11 protein-coding genes are annotated in these 16,887 nt (G+C 70.8%); 9 read left to right on the forward strand and 2 right to left on the reverse strand.

Annotation, left to right across the window (positions count from 1 at the left end):
• The first annotated feature begins 62 nt into the window (after positions 1 to 62).
• Together VIL76_RS15110 and VIL76_RS15115 are read left to right on the forward strand one after the other, a co-directional pair.
• Positions 63 to 2,195: an outer membrane beta-barrel family protein gene (locus VIL76_RS15110; protein WP_332045857.1), complete on the forward strand. Its 2,133-nt coding sequence runs from the start codon at positions 63 to 65 to the stop codon at positions 2,193 to 2,195.
• A 118-nt stretch (positions 2,196 to 2,313) separates the two neighbouring features.
• Positions 2,314 to 4,536, forward strand: a complete 2,223-nt coding sequence (locus tag VIL76_RS15115) for a TonB-dependent receptor domain-containing protein (RefSeq protein ID WP_332045858.1) — start codon at positions 2,314 to 2,316, stop codon at positions 4,534 to 4,536.
• Positions 4,537 to 4,540: 4 nt separating this feature from the next.
• Here the strand turns inward: VIL76_RS15115 and VIL76_RS15120 are convergent, their stop codons facing one another.
• A complete protein-coding gene (locus VIL76_RS15120) occupies positions 4,541 to 6,238 on the reverse strand; it encodes a carboxylesterase/lipase family protein (RefSeq protein ID WP_332045859.1) in 1,698 nt (565 codons plus the stop codon).
• Between the two features lie 109 nt (positions 6,239 to 6,347).
• On the opposite strand from VIL76_RS15120, the gene VIL76_RS15125 reads away from it, so the two are divergent.
• From VIL76_RS15125 to VIL76_RS15155, 7 genes are read left to right on the forward strand one after another with little or no spacing between them, the layout of a single operon-like run.
• Positions 6,348 to 7,136 carry a protein imuA gene (locus VIL76_RS15125; protein ID WP_332045860.1) on the forward strand — a complete coding sequence of 263 codons (789 nt, stop codon included), beginning with the start codon at positions 6,348 to 6,350 and terminating at the stop codon, positions 7,134 to 7,136.
• Positions 7,054 to 8,586 (forward strand): DUF6504 family protein, encoded by a 1,533-nt coding sequence (locus VIL76_RS15130; RefSeq protein ID WP_332045861.1) that lies wholly within the window; start codon positions 7,054 to 7,056, stop codon positions 8,584 to 8,586. The genes VIL76_RS15125 and VIL76_RS15130 overlap by 83 nt, the downstream gene beginning before the upstream one ends.
• Positions 8,587 to 8,596: 10 nt before the next feature.
• Positions 8,597 to 9,001, forward strand: a complete 405-nt coding sequence (locus VIL76_RS15135) for a VOC family protein (RefSeq protein WP_332045862.1) — start codon at positions 8,597 to 8,599, stop codon at positions 8,999 to 9,001.
• On the forward strand, positions 8,998 to 12,228 hold the full coding sequence (locus VIL76_RS15140) for an error-prone DNA polymerase (protein WP_332045863.1): 3,231 nt from the start codon (positions 8,998 to 9,000) through the stop codon (positions 12,226 to 12,228). The genes VIL76_RS15135 and VIL76_RS15140 overlap by 4 nt, the downstream gene beginning before the upstream one ends.
• A gap of 53 nt (positions 12,229 to 12,281) precedes the next feature.
• Positions 12,282 to 13,778 carry a carboxylesterase/lipase family protein gene (locus VIL76_RS15145; RefSeq protein WP_332045864.1) on the forward strand — a complete coding sequence of 499 codons (1,497 nt, stop codon included), beginning with the start codon at positions 12,282 to 12,284 and terminating at the stop codon, positions 13,776 to 13,778.
• A 59-nt stretch (positions 13,779 to 13,837) separates the two neighbouring features.
• Positions 13,838 to 14,719: a Ku protein gene (locus VIL76_RS15150; RefSeq protein ID WP_332045865.1), complete on the forward strand. Its 882-nt coding sequence runs from the start codon at positions 13,838 to 13,840 to the stop codon at positions 14,717 to 14,719.
• A 12-nt stretch (positions 14,720 to 14,731) separates the two neighbouring features.
• Entirely contained in the window at positions 14,732 to 15,226 is a 495-nt protein-coding gene (locus VIL76_RS15155) for a DUF421 domain-containing protein (RefSeq protein WP_332045866.1), read from the forward strand.
• Here the strand turns inward: VIL76_RS15155 and VIL76_RS15160 are convergent, their stop codons facing one another.
• Positions 15,227 to 16,759, reverse strand: coding sequence for a carboxylesterase/lipase family protein (locus VIL76_RS15160; protein WP_332045867.1), 1,533 nt, complete (start codon positions 16,757 to 16,759; stop codon positions 15,227 to 15,229). It abuts the gene before it with no gap.
• Positions 16,760 to 16,887 lie beyond the last annotated feature (128 nt).

Genomic DNA, 16,887 nt, shown 5'->3' on the forward strand with positions numbered 1-16,887 from the left:
GCTTCTGCTTGATATGGATTACAGATGTAAGTAGCTTACTCCCGTAATTAACGGGGGGCAAGATGCGGTCGGCGCTGATGGCACTCACCCCGCTTGCGCTTCTTGCCCCTGGGGCCGCACTCGCGCAGGCTCCGCCGCCCAAGCCCCCACCTCCGAAGACGGTGGACGAGGTGGTGGTCAGCGGGGCGGCGCCGGACGTGCGCACCTCCATCGACCGCACCAGCTACAACGTGGCCAAGGACCTCAGCAGCGTCTCAGGCTCCATCGCCGATGGGTTGCGCAACGTGCCTTCGGTGGAGGTCGACGTGCAGGGCAACGTCTCCCTGCGCGGCGATCCCAACGTCACCATCATGATCGACGGCAAGCCCTCCGGACAGTTCCGAGGCGAGGGCCGGGGCGCGGCGCTGCAGGCCCTGCCCGCCGAGCAGATCGAACGCGTCGAGGTCATCACCAATCCCAGCGCCGAGTTCAGCCCGGAGGGCGCGGCAGGGATCATCAACCTGGTCACCAAGAAGGCGCGCAAGCCCGGCTATTCGGGGTCGGTGCGCGCCAGCTACGGCACCGAGGGCCGCACCAACGGCGGCCTCACCGGCGCCTATAACGCCGAGCGCCTGGCGCTGAACGGGTCCTTCAGTTGGCGGACGGACCCGCAGAAGTTCAAGCTCACCGACCAACGCGAGTACATCGACCCCGCCACCGGCGCCGTCACCTCCAGCTCTGGCCAGACGGACCAGCGCGGGCGCGGCCGGATCCTCAACCTTCGTGGCGGGGTCGACTACGACCTGGACGAGGCGAACCGTCTCAGCGGCGAGCTGCGCTTCCTCAACATCGTTCCGGAAGTCGAGCTCTTCGAAGGCTTCGAAGCCCGCGACCCCGATGGCCGGGTCGTCCGCGCCTATCAGCGCCTCGGCCGCAGCGATCTCGACCACGCCAACGGCGAACTCTCGGGAACCTGGCGCAGGAAGTTCGGCCAGGACCACGAGCTCACGGCGGTCGCGAGCTACGAGGTCACCCGGGTGGAGAACGATCGCCCATTGCGCGTCTTCGACATCGTCCCGGTGGCTCCCGAACAGCGCGACGACTTCTCCGCCGCGCCGACCTTGCGGCAGACGGAGTTGAAAGCCGACTACGTCCGGCCGCTGGGCGGCGAGGCCAAGCTGAAGGCGGGCTACGCGCTGCAGGTCGACGCCAACCGCTACGAGAACGCCGCCTCCGTCCCCGGCTTCACCAACCTCTTCAAGTACGCCCAGCAGATCAACGCCGGCTACGTCACCTACGAGAAGCCGCTGGGCGACTGGACGGTGCTGGCGGGCCTGCGGCTCGAGGACGTGCGCATCGACCTCGACCAGGTGACCACCGGGCTCACCGCGGAGAACGACTACTTCCGCGCCTATCCCAGCCTGCACGTCTCCAACCAGCTCAACGAGCGCGACCGGGTGACGGTGAGCTACAGCCGCCGCGTCCAGCGGCCGTTCCCGTTCGACCTGAACCCGTTCGTCACCTACAGCGGGCCGTTCGATCGCCGCTCGGGCAATCCCAACCTCAAGCCGCAGGAGACGGACTCCTTCGAGGCGCTGTGGCAGCGGCGCGAGGGCGGGACCTTCTACCAGGCGACGCTCTACTACCGGCGGAGCCGCCACGGCTTCACCGACGTGATCCGCGAGCTGCCCGGCGGCGTGCTGCTGACCACCAAGGAGAACCTCGGCAGGGGCCGCGCCGCCGGGGTGGAGCTGGTGGCGAATGGACGTCTGTCGGCCAAGCTCACCTACAACGCCAGCGTCAACGCCTATTGGAACGAGATCGACGCCGCCGGGCTCGGCTTTCCCGGCAAGCGATCGGGCGCGACGCTCGGCGGGCGTGCGAACCTCAACTGGCAGCCGACAGCGAAGGACTTCGTGCAGGTGAACGCCGTCATGAACGGCGAGCGGCTGCTGCCGCAGGGCACGCTCGACGCCATTGGGGTCGTGAACCTCGGCTACCGACGCAAGCTGACCGACAACCTCGCGGCCCTGGTCACCTGGAACGATGTGTTCGCGAGCCTGCGGCAGGTGCAGAGGATCGACACGCCCACCCTGCGCCTGCGCCAGGAGTTCACCGGCAATGGCCGCGCGGCCTTCGTGGGCCTGGTGTGGACCTTCGGCGGCAACGGCCAGAAGCCCCGCGAGCCCGGGTTCGACTTCGGCGGCGGCCTCTGAAACTCCTGCGCGCGGGCTGCACAGGAACCTTACGTAAACTTCACCCCATTCCGGCCACGCTTGGTTGTAATCAAAGGCCTCGGAGCTCGGCTGTACCGCGCCCGCCAGAGGGGACGAAATGCGCCGAAGACTGATGCTGCTCGCCGCTGCGGCGGCGATCGCCCCCCTGTCGCCAGCGTTCGCGCAGCAGCGGCCTGCGCCACCCGCGGCGCAGCAGCCCGCGCGTCCGCCGGCGCCTACTCAGGGTCGTGCGCCGCCCACCGTCGGCGAGGTCACCGTCACCGGCCAGGGCCAGGAAGTCCGCACCTCCGTCGACCGCCGCAGCTACTCGGTGACCGGCGACCTGCAGGCGACCACCGGCTCGATCGGGGACGCGCTGCGCAACATCCCCTCCGTGGATGTCGACGTGCAGGGCAACCTCTCCCTGCGCGGCGATCCCAACGTCACCATCATGATCGACGGCAAGCCGTCCGCCATGTTCTCGGGCGAGGGCCGCGCCGACGCCCTGCAGCGGATCCCGGCCGACCAGATCGAGCGCGTCGAGGTGATGACCAACCCGTCGGCGGCCTTCAACCCGGAGGGCACCGCCGGCGTGATCAACCTGGTCACTAAGAAGGCCCGCGGCGTCGGCGCCTCCGGCACGGTTCGCGCCCAGTACGGCTCGCACGGGCGCTACATGGCCAGCGGCAGCGTCGGCTACAATTCGAAGAAGCTCTCGCTCTCGGGCGACCTCGGCTACCGCCATGACAAGAACCACGGCCACCTGGAGGACACCCGCAGCCGCACCGATGCGGCCACCGGCCACACCATTTTTCAGAGCACCCAGGTCGGCGACTTCTACGGCGCCGGCGACTTCTGGAACGGCAGCGCGGGCGTCGACTACGACCTCGACGACAAGAACCGGCTGAGCGGCCGGGCCAACTTCTTCGACCAGGACTTCGCCAACCGCCAGTACAACCGCTTCACCGGCACGAGCATCGCCGGGCCGGTCGGCTTCCACCGCGTCGGCGGGGCCACCTCGCTGTTCAACAACAAGGAAGTCTCGGGCAGCTGGCGGCGCAAGTTCTCCGGCGAAGAGCACGAGCTGGTGGCGGACACCAGCTTCGAGCGCGGCGTCTTCCGGGGCCACCGCTTCTACCAGACGTTCGGGCGGGCCGGCGGCCTGCCGGACCTGTTCGAGGACCTGAACGGCCGCTTCGTGCAGCAGCAGACGGAGCTGAAGATCGACTACAAGCGGCCGCTGCCGGACGAGGCCAAGCTGAACCTTGGCTACAATCTGCAGTACGACGATAACGACTACGACAACACCGGCTCGCGCGGCCCCTCGCCCACGGCGCTGACGCCCGACGTCCAGCTGATCAACCACTTCCTCTTCGAGCAGCAGATCCACGCCTTCTACGGCACCTACGAGCGGCCGTTCGGCGAGGTCACCGCCAAGCTGGGCTTAAGGCTGGAGCAGGTGCTGGTTGACCTGACGCAGGTCACCATCGGCCGCCAGGACGAGAACGACTACTTCCGCGCCTACCCGAGCGTGCACCTGGGCTACAAGCTGTCCGACGCCCAGCAGCTCACCTTCGCCTATTCGAAGCGCATCCAGCGGCCGCAGCCGCAGGAGCTGAACCCGTTCCGCTTCTACCAGGACGAGTTCACCTTCCGGGAGGGCAATCCCGGGCTCGAGCCGGCGGAGACCGACTCCTTCGAGCTCGGATACCAGTACCGCCGCGCCCAGACCTTCTACCTGGCGACCCTCTACTACCGAGCGCGGGAGAACGAGGCGACGGACGTCATCTACGACCTGGGCGGCGGGGCCTTCCTTTCGCGCCGCGAGAACCTGGGCTCGAGCCGCAACGGGGGACTGGAGCTGGTGGCCAACGGCCGGCTGAACCCGAAGCTGTCCTACAACGTCAGCGCCAACGTCTTCTGGGCCGAGATCGAGGCCCGCAACCTGGGCTTCGCCAGCACCCGCTCGGGCGCCTCCGTCTCCGGCCGCGCGAACCTCAATTGGCAGGTGACGGCCAAGGACTTCGTGCAGTTCAACCTGTTCGCCAACGGCAAGCAGCTCCTGCCGCAGGGCTACCGCGAAGGCACGGGGATGCTGAACATCGGCTACCGCCACAAGTTCACCGAGAAGCTCTCGGCCACGGTCATGGCCCAGGACGTGCTCGACACCTTCAAGTTCAACCTGGTGCTCGACACGCCCACGCTGAAGCAGCGCATCGAGCAGCGGCAGAGCCAGCGCGGCGTCTTCGTGGGCCTCAGCTACGCCTTCGGCGGGCCGAGCCGCCGACGCCAGCCCGAAGGCTTCGACTTCGGCGGGCCGGCCCCCGCGGGCCCGCAGTAGGCGCTCAGCCGCGCGGTCCCGGCGCCGGCGGATTGGCGTCCCACCAGGCACGGATCTCGGCGCGCGGGTTGAAGTCCACCCGCGTGTCGTCGTCGAAGATCATCACCGCCCGGCGCGCGTCGTCGTAGGGCTGCCACGGCGGCAGGCGCTCGTTGTTCGGGTTGCCCGTGCGCACGAATGACGACCATGCCGAAGCGAACCGGTCGGCCATCCGCTTGCCCTCAAGCGTGCCGTTGAAGAAGCCGTCACGGTACGAGTGGAACGAGGCGGAGACGTCGATGCCGTGCACCGCCCCGAATTTCCCGTCGTAGGCGGGCGTGCGCCAGTTCCACTGGAACATGTAGGCCGGGGCGCCGCCCGCCTGGCTCTTGCGGGTGGCCAGCGTATAGGCGCTGCGCCGGCCGCCGGCCTGGGCCTGGATGAGGTACGGCGTCGCGATCGGATCGTACTTCCGGTAGAGCCCCACCAGGTCGCGGCCCTTGCCGGGGTAGCGCTGCTCCAGCAGCGCGCGCAGCCCGTCCTCCGTCAGGTCGAAGTTGGTCAGCGAGAGCGCGGCGTCCTCCAGCGTGGTGCCGACGATGATCGGCACGTCGTGGCTCTCCGGCGGGGCGGCCGGATCGAAGGGGTGGTGCGGCAGGGCGTCGGTGCCGATCACCGGCGAGAAGTTGGCGCCCACCGCCGTCTGCGCCTCCAGGATCTGCTGCCAGGGCAGGCGCTGGGCGTCGGCGGCGTTGCGGCGGGTGAGCCCCAGCTGCTTGATCAACCGCTCGGTGGCCTGCGCGCTGGTCTCCGGCGTCGCCAGCCGCAACGCCGAGCCCGACTGGATGGCGGCGGAATGGAACAGGCCCTTGGCGCCCGGCATGGCCAGCACCGTCGAGGTCTTCGCCCCGCCCCCCGACTGGCCGAAGATCATCACCCGGTTGGGGTCGCCGCCGAACGCCTCGATGTTCTGGCGCACCCACTGCAGCGAGGCGACCATGTCCATGGCGCCGCAGACCCCGGCGTAGCGGAACTCGGCCGGCGCGCCGGCGCCCACCAGGTTGGCGTAGCCGAAGCTGGCCAGCCGGTGGTTGATCGTCACCACCACCGCGTCGGCGAAGAGGGCGAGCTGCTTGCCGTCGAAGCCCGGGCCGTTGCCGGAGCCTGTGGCGAAGCCGCCCCCGTGGAACGATACGAACACCGGCTTTCGCGCGCTGCGCTCGGTATTGGGCGTCCAGACGTTGAGGACCAGGCAGTCCTCGCCCATGCCGCCCACGTGACGGTCCCACATGATCAGCTGGCCGTATTCCCCGCGCAGGTCCGACTGGGTCTGCGGACAGATTTGGCCGAAGGCGAAGCACTCGCGCACCCCGCCCCAGGCCGCCGCGGGCCGGGGCGGCATCCAGCGGTTCCGTCCGCCGGTCGGCGCGCCGTAGGGGATGCCGCGGAACTCCCAGATGGGGCCGTTGGCGATGCCCATCACCCGGCCGGTGGCGGTCTCGGTGGTCTGGAAGAGCTTGCGCGGGGTCGCGCCCGTGCCGAGCCCCGCCGGCGGCCGGGCCGGAGCCCGCGGCGTCTGGGCCAGCGCAGGCGCGGCGATGGCTGCGCCTGCGGCCAGCGCAGCCCCCAGGACCGCGCGGCGGCCCACGCCGTTCGACGTGTCGTTGCTTATGGTGATGTCTCCCTCCCACGCGCCGCCTCTGTGACCGGGCAGCGTCGCCATACCGAACCTTGGAGCGGGGCTGTCCCTGCGTCAAATGCGGACGAGGGGGAACTTGACTCCCCCTGTGCCGGGTTTAGAACAAAGATGGAACAAAAGGAGTCCTGAAGCCATGTCCGATTTTCGCGCGCGAGGGCTGGCCGCCCTCAAGGCGAAGATCGCCGCCCTTGAGGCGGGCGGGCGGGCGGACTCCGACTCCGTGCCGTTCGGGAACGACCGGATCGACGCCTGCCTGCCGGGCGGGGGCCTGCCGCTCGGCCGCTGGCACGAGCTGACAGCCGACGGGATGGAGGTGGAGACCGCCGCCGCGCCGGCCGCTTTCGCTGCGCTCATGGCCACGCCGCTGGCGAAGCGGGGCGAGGCGGTCTGGGTGGTGCGCCGCGACGACCTCTGGGCGCCGGGTCTGGCGGGGCTGGGCTTCCCGGCGGAGAAGCTGATCCAGGTTTGCGCCCGCGACGAGGCCGACGCGCTCTCGGTCATGGAGGATGCGCTCGCCACCGTCGGCGTCGCGTGCGTCTTCGGGGAGGTGGAGGCCGTGGACCTCACCGCCGGCCGCCGCCTGCAGCTGGCCTGCGAGAAGCTGGGGTCCACCGGGTTCGTGATCCGTCGCCGGCCCTACGGCGGGACGGCGAAGCGCGAGGCGGCCGGCTCGACCGCCGCCACCCGCTGGCGGGTCGCCCCGGCGCCCTCGGAGCCCGCCGCCGGCGAACTCGGCCTGGGCGCGCCGCGCTGGGCCGTCACCCTCGAACGCTGCCGCGGCGGCCGCACCGGCGCGTGGCTGCTCGAAGCCGCGGGCCTTTATTCACTGGAGACGCAGGATGTCGCGCATCCTCTGCGCCTGGTCGCCGACCTGGGCGATCGCGAACTGGCGCCGGCGCAACCCGTCCGACACGCCGCCTGAGCCTCCGCCCTTCGCCCTCCTCGAAACCGCGAGGGGCGTGCGCAGGATCGCGGCCGTGAGCCTCGAGGCCGCGCAGCTGAAGCTCTATCCCGGCCAGAAGGCGACGGACGCCAAGGCGATCGCGCCGGAGCTCGTCACCGCCGAGGCCGAGCCCGAGAAGGACGCCGAGGCGCTGAGCGCCCTTGTCGACTGGTGCGTGCGCTTCGCCCCGGCGGTGGCCGCCGACGCGCCGGACGGCCTGTTCCTGGACGTCTCCGGCGTGGCCCACCTGTGGGGCGATGAGGCCGAGCTGCTGGCCGACTTCCTGGATCGGCTCGGAACCAACGGCCTGCCGTTCCGCGGCGCCATCGCCGACACCCCGGGCGCGGCCTGGGCGCTGGCCCACTACGGCCGGGACCGGACCATCGCCCCGCCGGGCGGGCAGGCCGACCTGCTGGCGCCCCTGCCGCCGCAGGCGCTCAGGCTGGACGCCGAGGCCGCCGCCCAGATCGAGCGTCTCGGCTTCCGCCGGCTCGGCCAGCTCATGGAGCTGCCGCGCGCCCCGCTCGGCCGCCGGTTCGGACAGGCGACGCTGGAGCGCCTCGACCAGGCGCTGGGCCGGGCGAAGGAGGCGCTGACCTTCCGCCGCCCGCCGACGCCGTGGATCGCGCGGCTGGCCTTCGCCGAGCCGATCAGCGCGCCGGAGGACATGGCCCGCGTCGCACACGACGTCACCGCCAGGCTCTGCGCCCGGCTGGAGGCCGAAGGCCAGGGCGCGCGCAGGTTCGAGCTCTGCTACCACCGGCTGGACGGCAAGGCCCTGCCGGTGGCCGCCGGGCTCTCGCTGCCGGGGCGGGACGCGGGCCGCATCGCCAAGCTCCTGGTCCCCAAGGTCGAGGCGGTGGACCCCGGCTTCGGAATCGAGGTGGTGACCATCGCCGCCTTCGAGGTGGAGCCGATCTCCGGCCGACAGGTGAAGCTCGACGCCCGCCGCGAGGCCGCGGTGGAGGACGGGCTCGCCCCGCTGGTCGACCGGCTGGCCAACCGCCTGGGCGAGGACCGGGTCTGGCGCGCCGTGCCGGTCGAAAGCCACGTGCCGGAGCTCTCGGTCGGCCGCGCCCGGCCGCTCGCGCCGCCCCCCGAGGCGCGGGCGTGGGACCCGGAGGCGCCCCGGCCCGTGCGCCTGTTCCGCAAGCCGGAGCCGCTGGACGCCGTCATCGCGCTGACCCCGGACGATCCCCCCAACCAGTTCCGCTGGCGCGGCCGCACGCACCGGGTGCGCCGGGCGGAGGGGCCGGAACGGATCGGCGAGGAATGGTGGAAGGGCCAGATCGAGGACGTCTCGGTCGGCCACGTCCGCGACTACTACCGGGTGGAGGACGCCGACGGGCAGCGCTTCTGGGTCTTCCGCGCCGGGCTGTACGACCCGCGCGAGCCGGCCAAGTGGTGGCTGCACGGGATGTTCGGATGAGGAGAGCCCGATGAAACCGAAGATCAGCCTGATCACCTTCGGCGCCCGAGACCTGGAGAAGATGGTCGCCTTCTACCGGGACGGCCTGGGCTTCCCCACGCCCAACTATACCCCCGGGGACGAGATGGTGATGTTCAAGCTGGAGGGGACCTGGCTCGGCCTTTTCCCGCGCGAGGCGCAGGCCGCCGAGGCCGGTCTCTCCGCCGAAGGCTTTGGGTTCGGCGGCGTCGTAGTCTCCCACAACGTGCCGTCGCGCGAGGCGGTCGACAGCGTGTTCGCCGAGGCCCTGGCCGCCGGGGCCTCCGTCAGGGCGACGCCCAAGGCGCATCCGTGGGGCGGCTACTCCGGCTACTTCGCCGACCCCGAGGGCAACGTCTGGGAGGTCTGCTTCAACCCCCACACGGACCTCACATGACGGTCCGCTACGCCGAGCTGCAGGCCGCCACCAACTTCTCGTTCCTGCGCGGGGCCTCGCATCCGGGCGAGCTGGTGTTCGGCGCCGACGCCCTGGGGATCGAGGCCATCGGCATCTGCGACCGCAACTCGCTGGCCGGCGTGGTGCGCGCCTGGTCGGAGATGCAGCGGCGCCACGAGGCCGGCTCGAAGATCCGCGCGCTCACCGGCTGCCGGCTCGACTTCGCCGACGGCACGCCGAGCCTGCTGGTCTATCCCTCGGACCGCGAGGCCTACGGCCGCCTCACCCGCCTGCTGACCGTGGGCCAGCTACGGGCCGAGAAGGGCGGGTGCGAGCTCGATTGGGCGGACTTCCTCGCCCACGCCGAAGGCCAGCTCGTGCTGGTCGTTCCGCCCGACCGGATCGACGAGAGGTTCGAGGCCGACCTGCGCCGCATCTGCGGCGAGCTGCCCGACGTCTGGCTGGCGGGCGCACGCAGGTACGGCGCGCGCGACCTGAACCGTCTCTCGCGTCTCGCGGCCCTGGGCCAGGCGCACGGCGCTGCGATGGTGGCGGTGAACGACGTGCTCTACCACGGCCCCGAGCGGCGGGCCCTGCAGGACGTGCTCACCTGCATCCGCGAGACCTGCACCATCCAGGAGGCGGGGCTCAGGCTGGAGGCCAACGCCGAGCGCCACCTGAAGAGCCCGCAGGAGATGGCGCGGCTGTTCGCTCGCTTCCCGGGCGCGGTGGAGCGCAGCGTCGAGATCGCCGAGCGGATCGGCTTCGACCTCTCGCAGCTCTCCTACGAATATCCCGACGAGCCGGTGCCTCCGGGCAAGACCGCGATCCAGCACCTGCGCGACCTCGCCTGGGCGGGCGCCGAGTGGCGCTATCCCGCCGGCGTGCCCGAGAAGGTGAAGAAGCTCGTCGCCCACGAGCTCGACCTGATCGAGAAGCTGGGCTTCCCCAACTACTTCCTCACCGTCCACGACATCGTCCAGTGGGCGCGGGACCAGAGCATCCTGTGCCAGGGCCGCGGGTCCGCCGCCAACTCCTGCGTCTGCTATTGCCTGGGCGTCACCGCCGTCGATCCCACCGCGCCGGACCAGGACCTGCTGTTCTCCCGCTTCATCTCGGAGAAGCGGGGCGAGCCGCCGGACATCGACGTCGACTTCGAGCACGAGCGGCGCGAGGAGGTGATGCAGTACGTCTACCGGCGCTACAGCCGCGAGCGCGCCGCCATCGTGGCGACCGTGATCCACTACCGCCCGCGGATGGCCATCCGCCAGGTGGGCAAGGCGCTGGGCCTGACCGAGGACATCACCGCCGCCCTCGCCAACACGGTCTGGGGCTCCTACGGCGACGGCGTGCCCGACGAGCATATCCGGCAGGTGGGCCTCGATCCCGACGCGCCGGAGATCCGCCGCGCCACGGCCCTGGCCCAGGAGCTGCTGGGCTTCCCGCGGCATCTCTCGCAGCACGTCGGCGGCTATGTGCTGACCAAGCGCCGGCTCGACGAGACGGTGCCGATCGGCAACGCCGCCATGCCCGACCGCACCTTCATCGAGTGGGACAAGGACGACATCGACGCGCTGGGCCTGATGAAGGTCGACATCCTGGCGCTCGGCATGCTGACGGCGCTGCGCAAGAGCTTCGAGATGCTCCCCGCCCTGCCCGACGGGACGAGGATCACCGACATCGCGCACATCCCGCAGGCCGACCCGGAGGTCTACGAGATGCTCTGCCGCGCCGACTCGGTCGGTGTGTTCCAGGTGGAGAGCCGCGCGCAGATGTCGATGCTGCCCCGCCTCAAGCCGCGGAAGTTCTACGACCTGGTCATCGAGGTGGCGATCGTCCGGCCCGGCCCGATCCAGGGGGACATGGTGCACCCCTACCTGCGCCGCCGCGAAGGTACGGAGAAGGCGGAGTGGCCGGCGCCGCATCCGGACCACGGCGACAAGGACGAGCTGAAGCAGGTGCTCGGCAAGACCCTGGGCGTGCCGCTGTTCCAGGAGCAGGCCATGCGGCTGGCCATCGAGGCGGCGAAGTTCACCGACGACGAGGCCGACGGCCTGCGCCGGTCGATGGCCACCTTCCGCGCCAACGGCAAGCTGCACGAGTACCGCGACAAGTTCATCAACGGCATGGCGGCGCGCGGCTACGATCCCGACTTCGCCCAGCGCTGCTTCAAGCAGATCGAAGGCTTCGGCTCCTATGGCTTCCCGGAGAGTCACGCCATCAGCTTCGCGCTGCTGGTCTACGCCTCGGCCTGGGTGAAGAAGCACCACCCAGACGCCTTCCTGGCCGGGCTCCTGAACAGCCAGCCCATGGGCTTCTACCAGCCGGCCCAGCTGGTCCGCGACGCCCGCGACCACGGCGTCGAGATCCGCGCACCGGACATCACCTTCTCCGACTGGGACTGCACGCTGGAGGAGAAGGACGATCCGCGCACGCCGTACCGGCCGGTCCGCCTGGGCCTGCGCCAGGTCAAGGGGCTCAAGGAGGAGGAGGCGCGCAGGCTGATGGCCGCGCGGGAGGCCGGCGCCTCCACGGTGGAGGACTTCGTGCTCCGCGCCGGGCTGTCGCGCCGCTCGCTGGAGCTGCTGGCCGAGGCGGACGCCTTCCGCTCGGTGGGCCTCGACCGCCGCGCCGCGCTCTGGGCGGTGAAGGGCATGGCCGGCGAGATCGGCGCCGAGGACGACGCGCCCCTGATCGCCCGCAACGCGCCCCGCGAGGCCCAGGTCCAGCTGCCGTTCATGAGCCAGCCGCAGCACGTGGCCGAGGACTACCGGACCACCAGCCTGTCCCTGAAGGCCCACCCCGTCGGCTTCTTCCGCGAGGAGCTGGTGCGCGCCAAGGTGGTCCCCTGCGCCGCGCTCGCCACGATGCGCGACCGCCGCCGCTGCGCGGTGGGCGGCCTGGTGCTGGTGCGCCAGCGGCCGGGCACCGCCAAGGGCGTGGTGTTCATGACGCTGGAGGACGAGACCGGCATCGCCAACGTGGTGGTCTGGCGCGACTGTTTCGAGGCCAACCGCAGGCTGGTGATGGGCGCGTCCTTCCTTGTCGTCCACGGCCAGCTGCAGAAGGAAGGCGAGGTGATCCACCTGGTCGCCGAGCGCTTCACCGACCTCTCCTGGAAGCTCTCGGCCATGCGCGACGGAGAGGTCGCGGAAAAGGTCCCGCCGGCGCCGTCCGTCCGCAGCAAGGTCACCGGCCGCCTGATCCGCAGCCGGGATTTCCATTGACCGCGCACCACCCGCGCCGAATCCTTCCCACAACGAACAAGGGGAGGCCGTCCGTGGTCCGCATCGTCAGCTTCATCGCCGCCGCCGTGCTCATGGCCGCCGGCGCGGCCGGCGCCCAGCCGGTGAAGGCGAAGATCGAGACCGGCGTCGTGGCCGGGGAGGCCAACGACCGGGCCAACGTCTTCCGCAACATCCCCTTCGCCGCCCCGCCGGTTGGCCAGCTCCGCTGGGCGCCGCCGCAGCGGGCGAAGCCCTGGTCCGGCCAGCGCGACGCCACCCAGAACGGCCCCTCCTGCCCGCAGCCGATGAACGCGGACAACAGCCCGAACGGCGGCGGCGCCAACGGCCCGGTCTCCGAGGACTGCCTGCAGCTCAACGTCTTCGCCCCGAAGGGCGCGAAGCGCGCGCCCGTGATGGTCTGGATCCACGGCGGCAGCCACCGCACCGGCGCCGGCTGGGTCTACGACGGCTCCAACTTCGCCCGTGACGGGGTGGTGCTGGTCTCGATCAACTACCGGCTGGGCCCGTTCGGCTACTTCGCCCACCCGGCGCTGACCAAGGCTGCGAAGCCCGGCGAGCCGCTCGGCAACTACGGCCTAATGGACCAGGTCGCGGCCCTGCAGTGGGTGCAGCGGAACATCCGCGCCTTCGGCGGCGATCCGAAGAACGTCACCGTCTTCGGCGAGAGCGCCGGCGGCATGTCCACCCTGGCCGTGCTGGCCACGCCCAAGGCCAAGGGCCTCTACCGCAAGGCCATCGTCCAGTCGGGGCTGGGCTGGTTCGAGCCCCTCGACCTGGCGGCCAAGGAGAAGCAGGGCGCCGAGGCCTTGCAGAAGGCGGGGCTCTCCGGCGCCACGGCCGCCGAGCTGCGCGCCATCCCGATGGAAAAGCTCACCCCCGTCAGCATGAACTACGCCCCCTTTGTGGACGGCCGGCTGATGACCGAGACGGCGACCCAGGCGCTGGCCCGCGGCCGTTTCGACGACGTGCCGCTGATCATCGGCTGGAACTCCGGCGAGGACAGCCTGATGGGCCCGCGCGTCAGCCCGCAGCAGGTGGCCGCCATCCCCGCCACCACCCGCGCGATCTACAGGGACGAGGCCTCGGCCGGCGACGAGCGGCTGGCCCGCGCCGTCTTCACCGACCGGGTGTTCGGCGGCCCCGCCCGCTGGGTGGCCGCCAGGGCCGCGCCCGGCAGGCCCGCCTGGCTCTACCACTTCAGCTATGTCGCCACGCGCATGCGCCCCGGGACCACCACCGCCGCCCACGCCGCCGAGATCCCCTACGTGTTCGAATACTGGGGCCGGCGCACGCCGATGAGCGTCGTCTCGGAGGAGGACAAGCGGCTGGCGAGCCTCATGCACGCCTGCTGGGTCTCATTCGCCAAGACCTCCGTCCCGCGCTGCGGCGGCCAGGCCTGGCCCGCCTACGACCCCGCCAGGGACCAGCTGATGGAGTTCGGCGCCAGCTCCGGCCTGCGGGCGAACTTCCGCAAGGTCCAGCTCGACGCCCAGGAGACGGCGGCGCTGCCGACGCTGGGCCTAAAGTAACGAACTGAATCGCCAACCCCGGCGTTTCCGGACTCTGGAATTTGCCTCCGGAGACCGGCATGGCCACGCGCCCCACCTGGCAGGGCTACCTGCGACTGTCCCTCGTGAGCTGCCCGGTGGCGCTCTACACCGCCACCTCGCGCACCGGCGAGGTGCACTTCAACATGCTGCACAAGGACACCCACAACCGGATCCGGATGATCCCCACCGACCCGGAGACCGGCCCCGTGGAGCGCTCCGAGATCGTCAAGGGCTACGAGATCGAGAAGGGCCGCTACGTCGTCGTCACCGACGAGGAGATCAAGGCGGTGCGCCTGCCCACCACCCGCACCCTGGATATCGAGCGGTTCGTCGGCGAGGACGAGATCGACCGCCTCTACTGGAACGACCCCTACTTCCTGGCCCCGGACGGCGAGATGGCCGTGGAGGCCTTCACCGTCATCCGCGAGGCGATGAAGAAGGAGGGGCGCGTGGCGCTCGGCCGCCTGGTGATGCACCAGCGCGAGCGGCTGATGGCGCTCGAGGCCAAGGAGAAGGGCATCCTCGCCTACACCATCCGCAACAAGCGCGAGGTGAAGGACACCAAGGAGATCTTCGGGAACATCCCCGCGGTGAAGCCGCCGGCCCAGATGATCGAGATCGCCGCCAAGATCATCGACCAGCTGGAGGGCCCCTTCGACCCCAGCCAGTTCACCGACCGCTACGAGGACGCGCTGCGGGCCCTGATCAAGGAGAAGGAGAAGGGCGCCACCGTCACCGCCCCGCAGGAGCCCAAGGAGGCCGAGGTCATCGACCTTATGGAGGCCCTCAAGCGCAGCCTGGGCCAGACCTCCGGCGGCGGCGAACGCCGCAAGGCCACGCCCCGCAAGGCCGCCTCCACCTCTAAGTCGACCGCCAAGAAGCCTGCCGCCAAGAAGACGCCGGCCAAGAAGCGCGCCTGAACGCCCTAAGCCATGGACGGCCTCGCCGACCTCTCGGTCCAGCTGCTCGGGCAGAAGGACGACATCAGCTGGTGGCAGATGTGCGTCCGCGCTGGGCTGATCCTGCTGTTCGGCCTGGCGCTGGTGCGCGTCGCCGGCAAGCGGGTGTTCGGCAAGTGGGGCGCCATCGACATCATCCTGTCGGTGATCATCGGCTCGAACCTCAGCCGGGCGCTGACCGGCACGGCGCCGTTCTGGGAGACCCTGCTGGCGACGACGCTGCTGGTGGCGCTGCACGCGGCCCTGGTCGCGCTCGCCACCCACGTCCGGCCGCTGGGGCCGCTGCTGAAGGGCAATCCGGTGCGGATCGTCCAGAACGGCGAGCCCGACCACAAGGCCATGCGCCGTCACGGCATCGGCGAGCACGACCTCGAGGAAGCCTTGCGCGAAGGCGGCGTGCTCGACTGCAAGGACGTCGCCGAGGCGTGGGTGGAGCGCAACGGCGACATCAGCGTGATCAAGCGCTGATCACCTCGCCGGCGCCGCGTACTCGGCTTCCACGGCGTCGCGCCAGTCCTTCAGGAACCGCTCCCGCGGCTGCGGCCCGTCGGCGCCGAACTCGATCTGGGCTTCCCGCGCCAGGGTGAACCTCGGCCACGGCGCGCCGGGATCGCCCTTCTTGGCGAGGTTCGCCCAATGGGTGTTCATCGCGTTGGAGAGCGGCAGGTCCTCCGGCGCGAAGCTGTTGCGCGGGCTGCCGAACACGAAGCGGATTTCGTCGGTGTGGCCGGCGCCGTAGGGCTTGCGCGCCCTCTCCGCCGCCGGGACGTAGGAGAAGTAGTAGACCCAGGTCGGCGCGCCGTTCTTCGCGTGCAGCCGCGCGATGAACCGGTCCGGCTCGGTGATCGATCGCACCGTGACGTAGTCGTTGATGATGCGGGCCTTGTCGCCCGAGCCCTGCGGGTCGAAGGCCTTGGTCACCGCCGCGCGCTGGGCCTCCGGCATCGCGTCCAGCATCGCCGCGGTCGGCCGCGTCAGGCTGGCCTCGTGGCTGTTGCCGCCAATCACCAGCGGGACCTTGTGCTCGCGCCCGGCCTTGAAGGTGTCGGCGATCGAGGCGGTGATGGTGTCGCCGTCCAGGATCGGGAACGGCCGGCCCGGCGCCGACAGCCCGCCCTGCGGCGCGATCGCCGACAGCGGCAGCTTGCGCAGGGCCGCGGCGGCGGCGGCGTCGGAGCCCTTCACGCCGGCGGCCTCGGCCACTTTCACCCCGGTCTCCTCGGCCACCTTCAGCGGCGTCGGCTCGCCCCGGCCGAAGCTCGAGTGGGCGATGGCCTTGTGGAACAGGCCCTTCGTCTGCGGCGTCCCCATCAGGTAGAGCACCGCGATGCCGCCGGCGCTCTCGCCATAGATGGTGACGTTCTTCGGGTCGCCGCCGAAGTCGGCGATATTGGCCTGCACCCACTTCAAGGCCGCGATCTGGTCCATCTGGCCGTAGTTCGCGCCATGCCCCTCGCGGGTCAGCGCGGGATGGGCGAACCAGCCCGGGCGGCCCAGGCGGTGGTTGGCGCTGACGTGGACGATGCCCTTCCTGGCGAACTCGCTGCCTTCGGTGTCGCCGCCGAACGCGCCCATGGACGTGCCGGTGACGAAGGCGCCGCCGTGGATCCACACCATCACCGGCAGCTTCTGGCCCTTCCTGGCGCCGGCGGGCCGGACCACGTTCAGGAACAGGCAGTCCTCATTGGTCTGGCAGACGGCGCCGGCCTTGGTGGCGTCACGCTCGCCGGTCCAGCCCGCCGCGGCCTGCGGCGGCCGCCAGCGCAGGTCACCCACCGGCGGCGCGGCGAAGGGGATGCCCAGGTGATAGGCCACGCCGTTCGCGACGCTGCCCTTCAGCGCGCCCTGCCTGACCTTCACCACCTGCGGCTCGCCGGCCGGCGCCGCGGTCTGCGCCTGGTAGCGGGGCGGCTGTGCCGCCTGCGGCGCCTGCGCGACGGCTTGCGAGGTGGACAGCACGCCCACGCAAAGGGCGGCGGCGACAAGCGCGCGACGGAACATGCGGTTTCCCCCAAGTACTGAGTTTTCGAACCGCTAGCGCCCCCAGGTTTCCGGAATGTGTCGGGCGTTCTCCCCCCCTCTCCCGCCGAGGCGGGAGAGGGGCAGGGGTGAAGACCGGCTCGTGCAGC

This window comes from Phenylobacterium sp. (assembly GCF_036563285.1).
Classification (GTDB): Bacteria; Pseudomonadota; Alphaproteobacteria; order Caulobacterales; family Caulobacteraceae; genus Phenylobacterium.